The sequence below is a fragment of the Flagellimonas marinaquae genome (genome assembly GCF_023716465.1).
GTDB lineage: Bacteria > Bacteroidota > Bacteroidia > Flavobacteriales > Flavobacteriaceae > Flagellimonas > Flagellimonas alginolytica.
On the sequence record NZ_CP092415.1, the window covers coordinates 2,201,355 to 2,220,987 of the forward strand.

A 19,633-nucleotide genomic window follows, 5' to 3' on the forward strand; every position below is an offset into this window, starting at 1 on the left:
TGCGCATGCACATAAAAAAACTATTCAAACAATACTATAATGGAGAAGATCATGTACGATCGGGAATTTAATAGGTCTATAAAAGACCCCGAGAATTTCTGGATGGAACAAGCAGCAAATATCAGTTGGTTCCAAAAACCGCAAAGGGCATTGACCAAAGATGAAAATGGATTTTATCGTTGGTTCAAGGGAGGAAAACTCAATACCTCATATTTGGCATTGGATGCCCATATAGAAAACGGTCGGGGTGAGGAAATTGCACTTATTTACGATTCTCCAGTTACGCAAACGATGGAGAAAATTACCTATTTAGATCTAAGGGACAGGGTAAGCCGTTTGGCAGGCGGAATGAAGCGGCTCGGTGTTGAAAAAGGAGATACCGTGATCATTTATATGCCGATGATACCACAGGCAGTGATTTCCATGTTGGCCTGTGCCCGCTTGGGTGCCATCCATTCGGTAGTATTTGGTGGTTTTGCGCCCCACGAACTTGCTATTCGCATCGATGATGCCAAACCTAAATTGATCATTACGGCAACCTCCGGTATAGAAGTGGATAGAATAATACCCTATAAACCTATGGTGGACGAAGCTATAGGTTTGGCAGCGCATAAGCCAGAGCACGTAATTGTTTACAACAGACGTTTGGGAGCAGCGCGTCCGGATGGAGAAAACGATATAGACTACTCCACTTTAATGAAGATTGCCGACCCGGTTCGGTGTACCGAGGTAGATGCCACAGACCCCTTGTACATATTGTACACCTCCGGAACTACGGGGAAACCAAAAGGAATCATTCGGGATAATGGAGGACATGCCGTAGCCATGTACTATAGTATGAAAAATGTGTACGGTATTAATCCCCGCGAAGTATTCTGGGCCGCCAGCGATGTGGGTTGGGTAGTGGGGCACAGCTATATTGTTTACGCCTCCTTGATATATGGTTGCACAACGGTTCTTTTTGAAGGGAAGCCGGTCCGTACTCCGGATGCCTCAACTTTTTGGCGTGTGGTCAGTGACCATAATGTAAAGGTGATGTTTACCGCCCCAACAGCAATTCGAGCAATCAAGAAGGAAGATCCCCAAGGCTCATTTATAGATCAATTCGATATGAGCGGCCTTCGGTATTTGTTCCTGGCAGGTGAACGATGCGATGTTTCCACCTTAAAATGGGCAGAAGGGAAACTTAAAGTACCGGTAATCGATCATTGGTGGCAAACAGAATCAGGTTGGCCCATTGTGGCCAACATGATGGGCTTTAAAGAACATTTCAAAGTAAAACCGGGGTCTGCCACGAAACCGGTATGTGGTTATGATGTACAGATTTTGCGTGCAGATGGTACGGCAGCCGATAAAGGAGAAGAAGGCTATGTTGCGATAAAACTACCTCTGCCCCCAGGAACTTTGCCCAATTTATGGGGCGATACCAACAGATTTGAAAAAGGGTATCTTGACAAGTTCGATGGCTACTATTTTTCAGGGGATGGGGGATATTTGGATGAAGATGGATATGTTTTTATAACTGGGAGAGTAGACGATATTATCAATGTGGCAGGTCACCGATTGTCCACTGCAGAAATGGAAGAGGTGGTAGCCAAGCATCCGGATGTTGCCGAATGTTGTGTTGTGGGAATTGAGGATGATTTAAAAGGACAGATTCCCTTGGCCATAACCGTGCTTAAAGCAGGTGCGGACATCGAAAGTTTTCAGTTGCAGGCCGAAGTCGTGGCCGATGTAAGAAAGGAGATTGGTCCGGTGGCGTCTTTAAAAAAGGTGGTGGTGGCCGAACGATTGCCTAAAACCCGATCGGGCAAAATTTTGCGCAAAGTGATACGCGCCATTGCAGATGGAAAACCATATACAACACCTTCCACCATTGATGACCCCGTTATTTTACAGGAAATCCATGATCTATTTGAAGAGCAAATGGTAGGTTCATTTGAGCAAAAGGCGAAACAGTCGAGCTAGATATTATTTTCAGTTTTTGTTGACTCTGAACGTTACACCTCTGTTGGTTATCACTCTTCCCGTTTTCAAGGTCAAGAGGGCTTCATCAGAAATGATCGGGGTACAGCTTCCACTGCTGTTCGAAACAAGTACACGGTAAATAAATCCGTTGGAGTTCACATCCGGAGTGTTCAAAATAAGATTGGCGGTTTGCGTTCCGGTGTATTCGGAGCCATCGATTATGGTGCTAAAATTACTGCCCCCATCCGTGCTCACTTCCCACTGATAGGTGTCCGCGTTTGTTGTTGCCACGGTAAAACTTCCACTATTGCCCACTACTACCGTTTGATCTGTTGGTTGTGTGGTTATGGTGAACGGCGTTACCGTTATGGTTTGTTGCACATCAATACTGTTCCCGGCATCATCGGTAACCCTATAGGTACGGGTAATGGTTTCGGGGTTGGTACCTCCATCACTAACGTCACTTATAAAGGTCACTGTCGGATTTGAGGCACAATTATCGGCCTCATCGGAAATAACCGTAATATCCGCTGCAGGAATATCATCGCTACAATAAACAGAGATAGGTGATGGTGCACTGGCAGTTGGGGCAATTGTATCTACCGTAATTGTAGTGGTAGCCGCAATATTTGGATATGGAGGGTCGCCTGCCATACCGCCATATTCCACCAAATACCCTTTAGGTTGATAACTTCCGCTGGATGCCCCTGTGTTGGAAAGGTCGTTCCAGGAACCATCCAGTCCAACTCCCGGAGCAGTGATATGGGCATAATCCTCATCTCCAGATTGATTGGGTTCCCCTGTATTCCAAAATTCATACCCAAAGGCTGTTCCTCCAGAGGTTCCTCTCCAAAAGAGAGTTCCAGCTTCCGGTCCGGTTACCCAATACCAATCACCTTCGGTGGCGGCATCGCTGGCACCTATCCAACCGGCACCGGGGGCTTGAGCACCCAATAGATCGGATTCGTCCTGCACCGTAATAGTGGCCAAGTAACCTTGTAAACCATAAAATGTCCGTAAGGCAGCGGCATCCCTAGCTGCTGTCCAAGTAATGCCCAAAGAGGGAACATATTCGTAATAGTGGCCTGTAGACTCCAAATAATTGGCCTCGTTCAATACTATGGAAAAAGTCCGGGTATCTCCAGAACTTACCGTGGCCGTAGTCTGGAATTCAACGGCCGAGATCGCTGCTTCAAATTCGGCCAAGGTAGCAGGTCCGTTCAACAATAATCTTCCTTCGGAAGTATCCCAGCTTGCAGTGATGTTGGGGTGTGTGCCGGTAAGGTTCAAGACATCGCCCGAAACATCGTAGTTGGAGGTTATTTGAATATAAACAGCATCCACTGTACTGCTATCGGGATCTGTAATACTAATCGATTCCACTACTTGTATGGCATTTCCTGGGCAATATAATTGGTCTCCGGTTGCGGTTATGCTCGGTGGGTCGTCTGCGTCCACGGTGTCATCCCTAAAATCCAGATCGCCGCCGGATCCAAGATCTCCATCGGAATCGGGTAATATCAAGGAACCTCCAATGGCATTCGTAGGGTCGTCAATATCCCCTCCGGGGTCACCATAGCCTGTTGTGGTATCCACGGTATTATCTAGTCCGTCATTATCGTTATCCGACCCTGATAGTGTTAGGGATGCTTCTGTCGTGTCACCTGTGCCATCATTGTCGCTATCGGTATCCAAAAAATCGGGAGTACCGTCACCATCCGTATCAATTGCGGACAAGCCAATGCTTTCATAGGCATCGTCGAGACCATCGTTGTCGGTATCATTGCCCGACGGTGCCGTATACCCTGTCGATGTTTGGGCCTCCACATTATCGGGAATGCCATCGCCATCACTATCCAGGTCTTGATAGTTAGGAATGCCATCACCGTCGGTATCTACTGTGGTGCAGTCTACCGTACCGGGGTAACTGGCACCATGGACCCTTGCGCCAATCTGATAGGCCATGACCCTAAACGATTGGAAATTATTGGTGCTGACATTAAATGTAATCTCTGTAATTGAACCCGATGGTATTCCATTGGCGCTTGCCAACCAGCTTCCATTATTGTATTGTATTTGCATATCGGAGGTGGATACTACCGGGTCGGCACTTAAGAATACACTTACCGTGGTGCCGATGGGGATCACTTGTGAAAATTGAAATGAAATGATCGATTGCCCCGGATATGTGGTCGTAGAGTTATAGGCATACGTGGTGCTTGGGTTTCCTTCGGCATTGGAAGCATCACTGAAGTTTTGAATATTTGTTGCGGTCTGTACAAAATTTCCCGTAGCTCCACCACATTCATCCACATCCAGGACGCCATCATTGTCATCATCCACATCGCTGGCATCGTCAATGCCATCACCATCTACGTCGGCACTGCCTACACTGCAAGTAGAGTACAATTTGGAAAATGGAATGTTCTGTTTGGAAATAGAGGGGCCTTGGTAGGCAACCGATAGGTTTTCCCCTCCGCCATTTTCAAAGAAAAGTACCTGGATATCGTGCAAACCGGTTGTTAGTGTAATGTTCCCTGATCGCTCTCGGGAACTATGTGCCCCATCGTTATTGACCACCTGGGTCCCATTTATATATAATTTGGAGCCATCGTCCGATGTGGTATAAAAAGTATACGAGCCCGGAGTGTCTATTTGGATAAAACCGGTATACCGAATACTAAAGTTATCTCTATCGCCCGGGTCTTCTTGGTTTTGCAGATTATCCACATTAAAATTGGTGTACGTGCCGGATCCAATATATCCAGTCGTTGGGATATTGTCAACAGTACTTCCGGAAGGTGAACTATCGTAGAACTCAAAATCCACTTCACCTACGCATAAATTCAGGGTTCCTTCAACTACAATGTTATCAATATAGTAGTACTCATTACCAGCAGTATTGTAAAATCGGACCCTTATTTCCAGAATAGAACCTGAAGTTGCCAAGTTCACGGTGTAATTTGGATTTAAAAGGTCAGATGGGTTGGAGTCTCCCGATGCATTTTCGAATTCTATCCAAGAACCTCCATCCACTCGATATTCACCTATAAAATAATCAGTGCCGGCCTCAAACTGATGTGTCTGTGTCTGTGTGGCCACATCAAAACTAAAATTTACAGACTCATAACCATTTATGTTAATGGGGTTAGTTTGCCAAATGCCTTCGGCATTAAGATTGTTGGCTTCTATACGATTGTCCTGGACCCATACATCTCCAGTTAAGGTTGTTGTCCATCCAGAAGACGAAGGGCCTGTAGCCGTTCCATTTTCTGTGCCGTTGGGGTAGCTATCAAAGTTTTCGCTCCAAATAGTGGTTTGCGAAAAAGAAAAAAAAGTGCCTAAAAGGAAAAATGCAAGTATTAGCATCCATCCAGTCGGGAAATGGTTCATTTTCTTTTTGGAGACTGAGGTTGTGCCCATGTAGATTTTAGATATGGTACAAAATTATAAGCCTAAGGCGCGGTGCAAAATAATTGTTGTGAAAGACGGTAAAAGGAAGGTTAACCCTGTAAATATGTGGACAATGTTGAAAATTGATTGGACTTGCCAAAAGCCAACGGGCGGTGAAAAACGGAAATTGAACATCATTTAATAGACTTTGTTATGGTAATTGGTTGAAAAATAGATGGACTAACCTCTATTTTTGTTTGTGGCGAGGTTGCACAAGCGATATAAATTGTTGTATATTTGCAAAACTGAACGGATATAAAAGTATTCATGAGGGGACCTTGAGTCCCCTCTTTTATTACTCATTTCTTATGTTGAAGGATAAAGTAGAATCATTGTTGAACCAAGCGTTGGAAGAGTATCAGTCCTTGTTTTTGGTCGATTTTACCGTAGGGGGCGATAATGGGATCAAGGTTGTTTTGGATGGGGATAATGGAGTTAGCCTACAGGATTGTATGAACGTGAGCAGGGCCATTGAGCACAACCTAGATCGCGAAGAGGAGGATTTTTCTCTGGAAGTTACATCTGCGGGCGCTACGTCGCCCTTAAGATTGCCGCGTCAGTACAATAAAAATGTTGGAAGAAAATTACAGGTCAAGACCAACTCCGAGGAATTGGAAGGTACGCTGGTCGAAACCTCGACAAATAGCATTACCCTAGAGTGGAAGGCCCGCGAGCCAAAACCAGTGGGTAAAGGAAAAGTTACGGTGCAGAAAACGCAGGAAATTGCCTTTTCTGACATTAAAGAAGCAAAAGTTAAATTAAAATTTTAATTGTAGTAGAATATGGAAAACCTAGCGCTCATCGAATCCTTTTCGGAGTTTAAGGACGATAAGTTTATTGACAGGGTGACCCTTATGGCGATTTTGGAAGAAGTCTTTCGAAGTGCGCTCAAGAAAAAATTTGGTTCTGACGACAATTTTGATATCATTATCAACCCCGATAAAGGTGATTTGGAAATTTGGAGAAACCGAATCGTGGTCGAAGATGGCGAGGTAGAGGAGCCAAATGAAGAAATTTCCTTGTCCGAGGCCAGGAAAATAGAGCCGGATTTTGAGGTGGGTGAAGATGTTTCCGAAGAAGTGAAATTGATCGATTTGGGTAGGCGAGCGATATTGGCATTGCGCCAAAACCTGATTTCTAAGATCCATGAGCACGATAATACCACTATCTATAAGCAATTTAAAGACTTGGAGGGTGAGATTTATACGGCAGAGGTGCATCATATTAGGCACCGTGCCGTAATTTTGTTGGATGACGAAGGCAACGAGATCATTCTTCCAAAAGAAAAACAAATCCCGGCCGATTTTTTCCGTAAAGGGGATAACGTACGCGGTATTATTGAAAGCGTGGAACTTAAAGGAAACAAGCCGGCGATCATTATGTCCAGAACTTCCCCGAAATTCTTGGAGCAATTGTTCTTTCAGGAAATTCCTGAAGTTTTCGATGGTTTGATCTCCATTAAAAAAGCCGTTCGTATTCCAGGCGAAAAAGCAAAGGTCGCTGTGGACTCTTACGATGATAGGATCGATCCCGTTGGGGCTTGTGTAGGTATGAAAGGTTCAAGAATCCATGGAATTGTCCGTGAATTGGGTAATGAGAACATCGATGTAATCAACTGGACCAATAATCCCCAACTAATGGTTACCCGGGCACTAAGTCCTGCCAGAGTATCATCCGTTAAGTTGAACGAGGAGAAGAAAACAGCTCAAGTTTATCTAAAGCCAGAGGAAGTGTCCAAGGCTATTGGTAGAGGAGGTCATAATATTAGATTGGCTGGTCAATTAACTGGTTATGAGATAGATGTGTTTAGGGAAGGTGTAGAGGAAGATGTTGAGCTTACAGAGTTCTCCGATGAAATAGAAGGCTGGGTAATAGAGGAGTTCAAGAAAATAGGATTGGACACTGCACGCAGCGTTTTGGAGCAAGACGTAAAAGATTTGGCGAAACGAACAGATCTTGAAGAAGAAACAATCCAAGAGGTAGTTCGTATCCTCAAGGAAGAATTTGAAGATTAGGCTTATATTAGCAGCGAAAAATTAGGGCAAGTAAAATAATTTATGGCAGAAAATCCAACAATACGACTTAATAAAGTTCTTAGAGAATTGAACATTTCACTGGATAGAGCGGTCGACTATCTCAACTCGGAAGGGCATGAGGTAGAGGCACGTCCTACCACCAAGATTTCCAATGAAGTGTATCAAGTTCTGTTGGATGAATTCCAAACGGATAAGAGCAAAAAGGTTGCTTCCAAGGAAGTTGGTGAAGAAAAAAGAAAGGAGAAGGAAGCTATCCGAATGCGAATGGAGAAAGAGCAGGAGGAGCGCAGATTGGCCAAAGAAAAGAAAGAAGCCGAGCAGCAGGTCGTGAAGGCCAAGGCCGAATTATCCGGTCCAAAAACTGTGGGTAAAATTGATTTGGACAAAAAACCCGAACAACCTAAAAAGGAGGAGCCCAAGAAAGAGGAAGCTCCAAAACCCGAACCGGAAAAGGTTCAGGAAAAAGCTCCTGAAAAAGAAACGCCAAAAGTCGAGGCTCCAGCTCCCGTAAAAGAAAAGCCAGAAGAGAAAACAGAGCAAAAGGTCGAGGTAAAAGAGGAAGAAAAGCAGTCTACGGAAGAGGTAGGCACAGGAACCATAAAGACCAATTATCAAAAACTTTCCGGACCAAAAATAACCGGGGACAAAATAGACTTATCGCAATTTAAAAAGCCTGCGAAAAAGAAAAAAGAAGATACCCAAAAGTCAAAAACTGGCGGAGGATCTTCCGATGGGGCAGAGCGTAAAAAGCGAAGAAGGAGAATAGTTAAGAATGGCCCACAAGCTGGTGGAGGTCGTAATAACAGAGGAGGCGCGGGTAGAAAAGGACAGCGTTCCAATGCACCCAAGGTAGAGCCTACCGAAGAAGAAGTACAAAAACAAGTACGTGAGACCCTCGAAAAACTACAGGGTAAATCCAACAAAGGGCGAGGAGCAAAATATAGAAGGGAGAAAAGAGATCAGCACCGTCAGCAAACGGAAAAAGATCTTGAACAACAGGAATTGGAAAGCAAGATTTTAAAGGTGACCGAATTTGTTACCGTGAACGAACTTGCCACGATGATGAATGTATCCACTACCCAGATAATTTCAGCGTGTATGTCTTTGGGCATCATGGTAACCATGAATCAGCGATTGGATGCTGAAACACTTTCCATTGTAGCAGACGAATTTGGTTATGAGGTCGAGTTTGTAACGGCCGAGATCGAGGAAACCATCGATGAGGTGGAGGATGCTCCAGAAGACTTGAAACCAAGGGCGCCCATTGTTACTGTAATGGGGCACGTAGACCACGGTAAAACATCGCTTCTGGATTACATTCGTGAAGAAAATGTAATCGCAGGGGAAAGTGGAGGAATTACGCAGCATATTGGAGCCTACGGTGTATCACTGGAAGATGGTCAAAGAATTGCTTTCTTGGATACTCCGGGTCACGAAGCGTTTACCGCAATGAGGGCTCGTGGAGCACAGGTAACCGACATTGCCATTATCGTAATTGCAGCGGATGACGATATCATGCCGCAAACGAAAGAAGCAATCAGCCATGCCCAAGCGGCCGGGGTGCCCATAGTATTCGCGATCAACAAAGTGGATAAGCCTACGGCAAATCCTGATAAGATAAAAGAAGGATTGGCGCAAATGAACCTTTTGGTCGAAGATTGGGGGGGTAAAGTGCAATCGCACGATATTTCCGCAAAAACTGGTCAAGGCGTTCAAGAACTTTTGGAAAAAGTTTTGCTTGAGGCCGAGTTATTGGAATTGAAAGCAAATCCAGAACGTTTGGCAACGGGAACCGTGGTAGAAGCATTTTTGGACAAAGGCCGGGGTTATGTGGCGACCATTTTGGTCCAGACCGGTACATTGAACATTGGTGATTATGTATTGGCGGGAACCTGTAGCGGTAAAGTTAAGGCCATGCAAGATGAAAGAGGACATAATATTACAAGTGCCGGACCCTCCACGCCAATATCTATTTTGGGATTGGACGGGGCGCCGCAGGCAGGTGATAAGTTCCATGTGTTGGAAGATGAGCGGGAAGCCAAGCAAATTGCGGCAAAGCGTTCCCAATTACAACGCGAACAATCCGTAAGAACACAACGTCACATTACATTGGACGAAATTGGACGTAGAATTGCGTTGGGCGACTTCCAGGAGCTGAACATTATCCTAAAAGGTGATGTAGATGGTTCTGTAGAAGCTTTAACGGATTCCTTCCAAAAATTGTCCACAGATGAGATACAAGTCAACATCATACATAAAGGCGTAGGAGCGATAACAGAATCAGATGTATTGTTGGCTAGTGCCTCCGATGCGATTATAATCGGATTTAACGTAAGGCCGATGGGCAATGCTCGAACCATTGCTGATAAAGAGGAGATCGATATCAGGACCTACTCCATTATTTATGACGCCATCAACGATCTTAAAGATGCGATGGAAGGCATGTTGTCTCCAGAGATGAAAGAAGAAATCACCGGTAATGCCGAGATTAGGGAGACTTTCAAGATTTCGAAAGTGGGAACCATTGCAGGATGTATGGTCACCAGTGGTAAAATCTTTAGAAACTCCAATATTAGGCTGATCAGGGATGGTGTAGTAATCTATACCGGGGAGCTCGCCTCGTTGAAGCGATTCAAGGATGATGTAAAAGAAGTTTCCAAAGGGTACGACTGCGGACTACAGATCAAGAATTACAACGATATTAGGGAAGGGGATATAGTAGAGGCCTTCCAAGAAGTGGCGGTGAAGAAAAAGCTGTAACGAGTATAATTCTAATTAAAAAAAACCCGCTCATCGAGCGGGTTTTTTAGTTATTTGGAAGTGCTTTCTTCAGGTTTCAGGAGCATGGCGTCCGGATATTTTTTTCGTACTTCAAGATATTTCCTCTCGGCCTCCAATTTGGTCCTAAATTTTCCTAGCCTTACACGGTAGGTGGGAGATTCAAACTCTATTTTGGAATACCAGTCAGGGAAATCTACTTCTACTTGGTTCAATAGGTCTTGAGCCTTTTCAAAACTCCCAAAGCCCACTTGTATTTGATAAAAACCACTGTTTGCATTTACCTTGGCATACAGTTGAACCAATTGATCGATTTTCGGGTCTTGTTGAATGGTCACTTGGGCTTGCTGTGCCGAAAGCTGAGTGGCAAAGCCTATAATTAGTGCTGTGAATAGCGTGGTTTTCATAGTGTTTCAGTATTGTGATTATAACGCTTTTTGCAAAAGTAAATTATTATAGGTTAAACAAGTTGAAGCAAAGTTATTTAGAATCTTTATAAATTATGAGTTATAAATACCTTAACATTTCAAAAAATGCTTGTATGTCTTACTTTTGTGACCACTCTTGGTAGGGTGAAAAGCTATTGTTCTCAAACTCAATAGAAAGAATCGTGCCAAGGATTTCGATAGAAATTTCACGAATATGAAAAAGGTTTTATACCGCCATCTATTTTCAAAAGTTTTAGGTTTAACTTTCCTATTGTTCTCCACATCTTTTTATGCTCAAGAAGAGGCTGATGCCGCTGCTGAACAAACAGTGGAAGCTGTCGGAGGAGACCCGGTAAAGGGGAAACAACTGTTTAATCAGAACTGTGCCGCCTGTCACGCATTGGAGCGTAAAATGACGGGGCCTGCACTGGCCAATGTAGAAACAAGGTTGGCTGAGGATGAAGGTTTGGACAAGGAATGGATCTATCAATGGATCAAGAATAGTCCTGCCATGATTTCCGCTGGAGATGCTTATGCTGTAAAAATATACGCAGAGTACAATCAAGCGGCAATGACCCCGTTCCCGACGTTGTCTAATCAGGATATCGATGATATTTTGGCGTATACTGCCGCTCCGCCGCCCGCGCCTTCAGCTGCTACAGCTGCCGCCGCCACTGGAGGTGATGCTGGTGAGTCAACTTCCGGTATTTCCAACGAAATGATACTTGGCGCATTGGTGTTGGTGTTCGGTCTGTTGGTCATGATGTTGATCTTGGTGAACAAGACCTTGCGCAGGATAGCCGAAGCAAATGGTGTTGTGATTGCGCAGGAGAAAGAAAAGCGCTTGCCAATTTGGAAAGCATTTGTTCAAAATCAGTTCTTGGTGCTGGTAAGTGTAGTGTTCTTGCTTTTGGCAAGTGCGTACTTTGCTTACGGTTGGATGATGCAGGTAGGTATCGATCAGGGGTATGCCCCGGTTCAGCCAATCCATTATTCGCACAAAATTCACGCTGGAGATAATAAGATTGAGTGTAAGTATTGTCACTCTTCCGCAAGGACTTCCAAGCATTCCGGGATTCCTTCCCTTAATGTTTGTATGAACTGTCACAAATCTATCTACGAATACACCGGTAATCCAGAAGGTCCTTCAGCTGAAGATTTGGCCAATGGATATACCAATGAATTTTATACGGGCGAAATCAAGAAATTGTACAAAGCGGTCGGTTGGGACGAGGAAAACCAAAGCTATACTGGTGAAACACAACCAGTGGAGTGGGTTAGAATCCATAACCTGCCAGATTTCGCATACTTTAATCACTCTCAGCACGTATCCGTTGCAGGAATTGAGTGTCAGACATGTCACGGTCCAGTAGAGGAAATGGAAGTTATGTATCAGCATGCTCCATTGACTATGGGTTGGTGTATCAATTGTCACAGGGAGACCAATGTGAAGGTTGAAGGTAATGAGTACTATGAGGCAATTCATGAAGAATTGTCCAAAAAGTATGGTGTTGAGGAATTGACCGCTGCCATGATGGGCGGTTTGGAGTGTGGTAAGTGTCACTATTAAGAAATAAAAGAAGATAATCTCAGATATATCGTATGGCATCAAACAAAAAATATTGGAAAAGTGAAGCGGAGTTGAATCCGAACGATTCCATTGTTGAGGCGCTAAGAAACAACGAGTTTACAGAGGAGATTCCCGTTGATGATTTTTTGGGGGACAAGGAAAAACTGTCCGCCTCCAATACTTCAAGAAGGGATTTCTTGAAATATGTCGGCTTCAGTACTGCGGCAGCAACCGTTGCGGCGTGCGAGGGACCTGTTCACAAATCTATACCGTATGTGGTCCAGCCGGACAATATTGTTCCAGGTGTGGCCAATTACTATGCTACAACTATAGCGGATGGTTTTGATTTTGCCAGTATTTTGGTAAAAACCCGTGAGGGAAGGCCTATAAAAATTGAAAACAATACGGATGCAAAGGTAAATGGTGGGGCCAATGCGCGAGTGCAAGCCTCTGTTTTGTCTCTGTATGATAGTAAAAGGGTTCAAGGGCCAATGGCCAATGGTGAGCCTATGGAATGGAAGGTGCTGGATGCTACGGTGATGGCCAAGCTGAACTCTTTGAAGGGTACCAGTAAGCAAATTGCCCTTTTGACGCAGACATATGCAAGTCCGTCCACAGCAAAATTAATTTCTGAATTTAAAGAGGCTTACGGAGAAAACGTGAACCACGTGGTTTACGATGCAATTTCCGAAGATGCTGCACTTAATGCATTTAATAAGGCGTACGGTGAACGTGCCTTGGCCGATTATGATTTTGAAAAAGCTGAATTGATAGTGTCCTTCGGAGCTGATTTCTTGGGAGATTGGCAAGGTGGGGGCTATGATTCCGGTTATGCAAAAGGACGTATTCCAAAGAACGGGAAAATGTCCAGGCATATTCAGATGGAGTCCAATATGTCCTTGGCCGGGGCCAATGCCGACAAGAGATATCCAATGACGCCAACCCAGCAGAAAATTGCGCTGGCCAAATTGTATGGCAAGTTAAATGGTAGCAGTGTAGGTGGTGGTACATCTGATGTGGATGCTGCAGTGGACCAAGTTGCGGCCGAAATCAAAAAAGCAGGCAGCAAAGCAGTTGTTGTTACCGGATTAAATGATGAGAATGCACAATCCGTTGTATTGGCGATCAATAAATTATTGGCTAGTGAGGCATTTGATCCGATCAAGCCAAAATATGTGCGCCAAGGAGATGCTGCAAAGGTGAATAAATTGATATCCGATATGAATGCCGGTCGTGTAGGTATGTTGATTACCGACGGTGTAAATCCAGCGTATTCATTGCCAAATGCAGAAGAGTTTGTTGCTGGTTTGGATCAGGTAGATCTTTCTGTAGCTTTTGCGTTCAATAATGATGAGACAGCACAGTCGTCCGATTATGTGGCGGCATCATCCCATTATTTGGAATCATGGGGCGATGCAGAGTTCAAAAAAGGACAATATAGCTTAATGCAGCCAGCCATTCGTGAGTTGTTTGATACGAGACAGTTTCAGACGGCACTTTTGAAATGGATGGGTGTGGAAAAAACATACTACGAATACATTAAGGAAAATTGGAATACTGATATTCTTCAAGGTGGTTCTTGGAACAAAGCTTTGCAGGATGGGGTATTTGAGGTTTCCGTGATGAATACAGAAAATGACGAGGTTGCTTCGGTGAATGAAGGCGAGGAAGAGCAACCGGAAATTGTACCAATAGCGTCCGCGATACGTTCTTTGGTGAATTCCACAAGCCCGGGCACGGAGCTGGTACTTTACTCCAAAGTGGGTATGGGTGACGGTCGCCAGGCGAACAACCCTTGGTTGCAGGAATTCCCTGATCCGATTTCGAGGGTGTCTTGGGACAACTATGTTACCGTTTCCAAGGCCGATGCTGAAACTTGGGGATTGGAGAACACCATAGTGGCCGATGGCGGTCTAAATGGTAGTTATGTCAATCTTACTGTTGATGGAAAGGTTCTGGAGAATGTTCCTGTGATCGTTCAGCCAGGACAAGCAGTGGGTACTGTAGGGCTTTCGTTCGGATACGGTAAAAAAGCCGGAATGCAGCAAGAGATGGCCACAGGGGTCAATGCATACGCTTTATATAGTAATTTTTCCGATGTACAGTCGGTTACGATAGAAAAATCAGCAGGAGTTCATGAGTTTGCCTGTGTGCAATCTCAAAAAACACTGATGGGTAGGGGAGATATCATCAAAGAAACTACTTTGGAGATTTTCAATACCAAAGATCATGCGGAATGGAACCCAATGCCGCATGTATCATTGAATCATCAGGAAATACCTGTTACCTCTCCAGATGCAGACCTTTGGGAGGAGTTTGATAGAAGTATAGGGCATCACTTTAACTTGTCCATCGATCTAAATGCATGTACCGGATGTGGTGCTTGTGTCATCGCATGTCATGCCGAGAACAATGTTCCGGTTGTCGGAAAGATGGAGATGCGCCGTTCCAGAGATATGCACTGGTTGCGAATAGACAGGTACTACTCTTCCGAAGAGACCTTTGAGCAAGATAACGAGAAAAAAGATGGCATGGATGGCCTTTGGGGAGAAAATGGTTCTCTTGGAGGCTTCAGGGAGATGGAAGATCCGTCAGCCAATCCACAGGTAGCCTTCCAGCCGGTAATGTGTCAACATTGTAATCATGCACCTTGTGAAACTGTTTGTCCGGTAGCGGCAACATCGCATAGTAGACAGGGTCAAAACCATATGGCATACAACCGTTGTGTAGGAACAAGATATTGTGCCAACAACTGTCCTTATAAAGTTCGTAGATTCAACTGGTTCTTGTACAATAACAACGACGAGTTCGATTTTAATATGAACAATGATTTGGGTAAAATGGTACTTAATCCAGACGTTAATGTGCGTTCTAGGGGGGTTATGGAAAAATGCTCAATGTGCATCCAAATGACCCAAAAGACCATTTTGGACGCGAAGAGAGACGGTCGAGTGGTGAAAGATGGTGAGTTCCAAACTGCTTGTTCTGCAGCATGTAGCAGCGGGGCTATGGTGTTCGGCGATGTAAACGATCACGATAGTAAAGTGGCCAAATTGAAAGAGGATGATAGGATGTACCATTTGTTGGAGCATGTGGGAACAAAACCAAACGTGTTCTACCATGTTAAGGTAAGAAACACCAACGAGGCTTAATCAATAAAAAAAGAAGTAACTAGAAGATAAATTATGGCGTCGCATTACGAAGCACCTATTCGAAAGCCCTTAGTAGTCGGAGACAAAGGTTACCACGATGTAACCGTGGATATTGCCCGTCCGGTTGAGGGAAAGGCCAACAAACAATGGTGGATTGTTTTTTCTATCGCATTAGTGGCATTCCTTTGGGGTCTAGGATGTATCATTTACACCATTTCAACAGGTATTGGGGTTTGGGGTCTTAACCGAACCGTAAACTGGGCCTGGGATATTACCAACTTTGTATGGTGGGTAGGTATTGGTCACGCAGGTACACTGATTTCAGCAGTACTTTTGCTTTTCCGACAAAAATGGAGAATGGCAATTAACCGTTCGGCGGAAGCTATGACCATTTTCTCGGTTGTGCAGGCGGGTTTGTTCCCGATCATTCACATGGGCCGTCCTTGGTTGGCATATTGGGTACTTCCCATTCCGAACCAGTTTGGTTCCCTTTGGGTAAACTTTAACTCACCATTACTTTGGGACGTATTTGCGATATCGACCTATCTTTCTGTATCGTTGGTATTCTGGTGGACAGGATTACTACCCGATTTCGCGATGATTCGCGATAGAGCGGTAAAACCATTCCAGAAGAAAATATATAGCTTATTGAGCTTTGGTTGGACAGGTAGAGCCAAGGATTGGCAGCGTTTTGAGGAAGTTTCCTTGGTATTGGCCGGTTTGGCAACACCTTTGGTACTTTCTGTACACACCATTGTATCCTTTGACTTTGCCACATCGGTGATTCCTGGATGGCACACAACCATTTTCCCTCCTTATTTTGTTGCGGGAGCAATTTTCTCTGGATTTGCCATGGTGAACACGCTTCTGATCATTATGCGTAAAGTGTGTAATCTTGAGGCTTATATTACCGTACAGCACATTGAATTGATGAACATTGTAATCATGATTACAGGTTCCATTGTAGGATGCGCCTACATAACTGAGTTATTCATTGCTTGGTATTCCGGAGTGGAGTACGAGCAGTACGCTTTCTTGAACAGGGCTACAGGACCTTATGCATGGGCTTACTGGGCAATGATGACCTGTAATGTGTTCTCGCCTCAGTTTATGTGGTTCAAAAAGTTGCGTACCAGTATTATGTTCTCTTTCTTCATTTCCATTGTGGTAAACATTGGAATGTGGTTCGAGCGTTTTGTGATCATTGTTACATCGTTGCACAGGGATTATTTGCCATCCTCATGGACCATGTTCTCACCAACATTTGTGGATATTGGAATTTTTATTGGAACCATCGGATTCTTCTTTGTCCTGTTCCTCTTGTATTCAAGAACATTCCCTGTAATAGCGCAAGCCGAGGTAAAATCAATTTTGAAATCATCTGGAGAGAAGTATAAAAAATTAAGGGATGCTGGTCAACCTCTTTATCAAATGCCACAAGGTGTAAATAAAGTAGTGGGTTATGAAGAGCCCATAACGGATGACGTGTTGATGGGCGAAGTAAAGCCTACAGAAGGTGATAAGGTAGGTGTGACCGAATTGCTGAGCAGTATAGGTACATTCGATGCCGCTACGGAAACACCGGACGATTTGAAAGAAATCAAGGGAGTTGGGCCAGAAATGGAGCGAACCTTGAACGAAATAGGTATTTACACCTATGCACAGGTCGCCAGAATGACCGAAAAGGAGTATAATCTGTTGGACTCTATTACCGGAAGGTTCCCAGGTCGTGCGCAACGTGACGATTGGGCGGGTCAAGCGAAGTTGTTAAACGATAAAAAATAATTATGGCATCAAAAGTTATACAAGCACTTTATACCGATGACGATGTGTTGATGCATGCCGTAAAAAAGGTTAGGGCAGAACACCATCATATAGAGGAGGTGTACACCCCGTTCCCTGTTCACGGTCTAGACAAAGCAATGGGATTGGCCGATACAAGAATCGCTATCACTTCATTCCTGTATGGATGTTTGGGATTGACCGTGGCCGTGGTTATGATGAACTTTATTATGATCGAGGATTGGCCACAGGATATTGGAGGTAAGCCAAGTTTTAGCTACCTGGAAAACATGCCGGCCTTTGTACCGATCATGTTCGAGCTTACCGTTTTCTTTGCAGCTCACTTAATGGTGATCACATTTTATCTTAGAAGTAGGATGTGGCCCTTTAAAAAGGCGGAGAACCCAGATAAAAGAACCACTGATGACCATTTTTTGATGGAACTAGGTGTTCACGATAACGAGAATGAACTTGCCGAGCTGTTATGGGAAACAGGAGCGGTAGAAGTAAAAGTTACAGAAAAGGAGTCTTAATAATATGAAGCAATTAGGTAAAATAAGTCTTGCTTTGGCCTTGGTACTGTTTGCAGCCTCTTGTGCAGATAAGAACAGTCCAAACTACCAATTCATGCCAAACATGTACGAAACCGTAGGGTACGAAACTTATCAAGGTGTTGATAATGGATTGTTTCCTGATGGAACAGAGGCCATGTTGCCCGTAGAGGGGACCATTAATAGAGGTTACATGCCCTACGAAATAGAAAACACTCCGGAAGGTAAAGAAATGGCAAGGTTGAACCCAAGTCCATTGGATTCGCTCAATAGTGAAAAGAATTTAGCAAGAGGCAAGGAGCTGTACGATATTTATTGTGCCATATGTCACGGAGCTAAAGGAGATGGTCAAGGAAACCTTGTAAAAAGAGAAAAAATATTGGGTGTTCCCAGCTATGCCGATGCAGCTAGAAACATTACTGTCGGAACTACATATCATGCCATTTATTACGGGTTGAACTCAATGGGTTCTTACGCCTCACAGTTCGCCAATGAAGAAGAAATGTGGCAAGTGTCCGAATATGTGATGAAATTAAAGGAAGACCTAACAAAATAATAGGATAAGAAGAAACTATGTATACCTTTTCAAACAAACTTAGACTTGGATCTTTCATAGCCATGGGGCTTGGATTTATTTTCCTAGTAATTGGTTTTGTATCTGCCCCATCAACGGTGGAGGAAGCCAAGGCCATGGTAGCAGTGCATGACGATGGTCATGGAGGAGGGCATGCAGAAGCAGCCGATGCCCATGGCGTAGCAGAAGGTCACGGAGCCGAAGCTGCACATGGAGAAACACACGATGCTTCTCACGATGAGCATTTGTTGCACCAGTTGCAAAACCGTCCATGGTCCGCACTTTACGTAGCAGCATTCTTTTTCTTTATGATTTCTTTGGGAGTATTGGCCTTTTACGCCATACAACGTGCTGCACAAGCAGGATGGTCCCCATTGCTCTTTAGGGTGATGGAGGGTATTACGGCATATCTTGTCCCCGGAGGTATCATTGTATTTGTAATATTATTGCTATCGGTATTGCACATGAACCACATGTTCGTATGGATGGATGCAGACACAGTGGCACACGATAAACTATTACAAGGCAAGGCGGGGTATTTGAACCCAACTTTCTTCTTGATAAGAGCAGCTATATTCTTAGGTGGATGGATTTTTTACCGTCAGTATTCCAGAAAATTGTCCTTGGCGCAAGATGAGTCGGACGATAACAGCAATTTTGTGAAGAATTTTAGATGGTCTGCCGCTTTCTTGGTATTCTATTTAATTTCTGAGTCCATGATGTCTTGGGATTGGATCATGAGCTTGGACCCACACTGGTTCAGTACCCTATTTGGATGGTATGTTTTTGCAAGTATGTTCGTATCCGGGATTACTGTTATTGCCATGGTAACCGTATACCTAAAATCAAAAGGATATCTAGAGCAAGTAAACGATAGTCATATCCACGATTTGGCCAAGTTTATGTTCGGTATCAGTATATTCTGGACGTACTTATGGTTCTCTCAGTTTATGCTTATTTGGTACGCGGATATACCAGAAGAGGTAACTTACTATATAGCCCGTTTCCAGGACTATAAACTGCCTTTCTTTGGAATGTTGGTTCTTAACTTTGTGTTCCCATTATTGGTTCTTATGAACAGCGACTATAAAAGGGTAAACTGGTTTGTTATCATGACGGGAATAGTGGTGCTGTTTGGGCACTATTTGGATATTTTTAATATGGTAATGCCTGCAACGGTAGGGGATCAATGGTATATTGGTCTTCCGGAAATAGGAGGTATTTTGTTCTTTGGAGGTTTGTTCGTTTACTGGGTGTTCACAGCGTTGACCAAAGCGCCATTACAACCCAAACGAAACCCATTTATTGAAGAGAGTAGACATTTTCATTATTAATACGATT

At 44.1% G+C, this 19,633-nt stretch carries 12 protein-coding genes; 10 read left to right on the top strand and 2 right to left on the bottom strand.

What is annotated here, in order from left to right:
* Positions 1 to 36 precede the first annotated feature (36 nt).
* Positions 37 to 1,968, top strand: coding sequence for a propionyl-CoA synthetase (locus MJO53_RS09920; protein ID WP_286037782.1), 1,932 nt, complete (start codon positions 37 to 39; stop codon positions 1,966 to 1,968).
* Between the two features lie 9 nt (positions 1,969 to 1,977).
* Here MJO53_RS09920 and MJO53_RS09925 read toward each other — a convergent pair whose 3' ends face one another.
* Positions 1,978 to 5,391, bottom strand: a complete 3,414-nt coding sequence (locus MJO53_RS09925; protein ID WP_252078978.1) for a PA14 domain-containing protein — start codon at positions 5,389 to 5,391, stop codon at positions 1,978 to 1,980.
* 338 nt (positions 5,392 to 5,729) lie between these two features.
* Between MJO53_RS09925 and rimP the strand changes: the two genes are divergently transcribed.
* From rimP to infB, 3 genes are read left to right on the top strand one after another with little or no spacing between them, the layout of a single operon-like run.
* Positions 5,730 to 6,191 carry a ribosome assembly cofactor RimP gene (rimP, locus tag MJO53_RS09930; protein WP_224835465.1) on the top strand — a complete coding sequence of 154 codons (462 nt, stop codon included), beginning with the start codon at positions 5,730 to 5,732 and terminating at the stop codon, positions 6,189 to 6,191.
* A gap of 12 nt (positions 6,192 to 6,203) precedes the next feature.
* Positions 6,204 to 7,436, top strand: a complete 1,233-nt coding sequence (gene nusA / locus MJO53_RS09935; RefSeq protein ID WP_224835464.1) for a transcription termination factor NusA — start codon at positions 6,204 to 6,206, stop codon at positions 7,434 to 7,436.
* A 42-nt stretch (positions 7,437 to 7,478) separates the two neighbouring features.
* Positions 7,479 to 10,217, top strand: coding sequence for a translation initiation factor IF-2 (infB, locus tag MJO53_RS09940; RefSeq protein WP_252078979.1), 2,739 nt, complete (start codon positions 7,479 to 7,481; stop codon positions 10,215 to 10,217).
* Between the two features lie 50 nt (positions 10,218 to 10,267).
* Here the strand turns inward: infB and MJO53_RS09945 are convergent, their stop codons facing one another.
* On the bottom strand, positions 10,268 to 10,642 hold the full coding sequence (locus MJO53_RS09945) for an SPOR domain-containing protein (protein WP_224835462.1): 375 nt from the start codon (positions 10,640 to 10,642) through the stop codon (positions 10,268 to 10,270).
* Between the two features lie 235 nt (positions 10,643 to 10,877).
* Between MJO53_RS09945 and MJO53_RS09950 the strand changes: the two genes are divergently transcribed.
* Genes MJO53_RS09950 through MJO53_RS09975 form a run of 6 tightly spaced genes read left to right on the top strand, consistent with a single transcriptional unit; the run spans position 10,878 to position 19,626 of the window.
* Positions 10,878 to 12,233, top strand: coding sequence for a c-type cytochrome (locus MJO53_RS09950; protein ID WP_252078980.1), 1,356 nt, complete (start codon positions 10,878 to 10,880; stop codon positions 12,231 to 12,233).
* A gap of 32 nt (positions 12,234 to 12,265) precedes the next feature.
* A complete protein-coding gene (locus MJO53_RS09955; RefSeq protein ID WP_252078981.1) occupies positions 12,266 to 15,385 on the top strand; it encodes a TAT-variant-translocated molybdopterin oxidoreductase in 3,120 nt (1,039 codons plus the stop codon).
* A gap of 33 nt (positions 15,386 to 15,418) precedes the next feature.
* On the top strand, positions 15,419 to 17,170 hold the full coding sequence (gene nrfD / locus MJO53_RS09960) for an NrfD/PsrC family molybdoenzyme membrane anchor subunit (protein ID WP_224835459.1): 1,752 nt from the start codon (positions 15,419 to 15,421) through the stop codon (positions 17,168 to 17,170).
* 2 nt (positions 17,171 to 17,172) lie between these two features.
* Entirely contained in the window at positions 17,173 to 17,700 is a 528-nt protein-coding gene (locus tag MJO53_RS09965; RefSeq protein ID WP_224835458.1) for a DUF3341 domain-containing protein, read from the top strand.
* Positions 17,701 to 17,704: 4 nt separating this feature from the next.
* Positions 17,705 to 18,274 carry a c-type cytochrome gene (locus tag MJO53_RS09970; protein ID WP_252078982.1) on the top strand — a complete coding sequence of 190 codons (570 nt, stop codon included), beginning with the start codon at positions 17,705 to 17,707 and terminating at the stop codon, positions 18,272 to 18,274.
* Positions 18,275 to 18,291: 17 nt separating this feature from the next.
* Positions 18,292 to 19,626 carry a quinol:cytochrome C oxidoreductase gene (locus MJO53_RS09975; RefSeq protein WP_224835456.1) on the top strand — a complete coding sequence of 445 codons (1,335 nt, stop codon included), beginning with the start codon at positions 18,292 to 18,294 and terminating at the stop codon, positions 19,624 to 19,626.
* Positions 19,627 to 19,633: the final 7 nt, after the last annotated feature.

Bases quoted from the DNA above. Each gene is read 5' to 3' on its own strand.
- infB (WP_252078979.1), top strand. From the start codon at position 7,479: ATGGCAGAAAATCCAACAATACGACTTAATAAAGTTCTTAGAGAATTG.
- MJO53_RS09950 (WP_252078980.1), top strand. From the start codon at position 10,878: ATGAAAAAGGTTTTATACCGCCATCTATTTTCAAAAGTTTTAGGTTTA.
- nusA (WP_224835464.1), top strand. From the start codon at position 6,204: ATGGAAAACCTAGCGCTCATCGAATCCTTTTCGGAGTTTAAGGACGAT.
- MJO53_RS09925 (WP_252078978.1), bottom strand. From the start codon at position 5,391: ATGGGCACAACCTCAGTCTCCAAAAAGAAAATGAACCATTTCCCGACT.
- rimP (WP_224835465.1), top strand. From the start codon at position 5,730: ATGTTGAAGGATAAAGTAGAATCATTGTTGAACCAAGCGTTGGAAGAG.
- MJO53_RS09955 (WP_252078981.1), top strand. From the start codon at position 12,266: ATGGCATCAAACAAAAAATATTGGAAAAGTGAAGCGGAGTTGAATCCG.
- MJO53_RS09975 (WP_224835456.1), top strand. From the start codon at position 18,292: ATGTATACCTTTTCAAACAAACTTAGACTTGGATCTTTCATAGCCATG.
- nrfD (WP_224835459.1), top strand. From the start codon at position 15,419: ATGGCGTCGCATTACGAAGCACCTATTCGAAAGCCCTTAGTAGTCGGA.
- MJO53_RS09965 (WP_224835458.1), top strand. From the start codon at position 17,173: ATGGCATCAAAAGTTATACAAGCACTTTATACCGATGACGATGTGTTG.
- MJO53_RS09945 (WP_224835462.1), bottom strand. From the start codon at position 10,642: ATGAAAACCACGCTATTCACAGCACTAATTATAGGCTTTGCCACTCAG.
- MJO53_RS09970 (WP_252078982.1), top strand. From the start codon at position 17,705: ATGAAGCAATTAGGTAAAATAAGTCTTGCTTTGGCCTTGGTACTGTTT.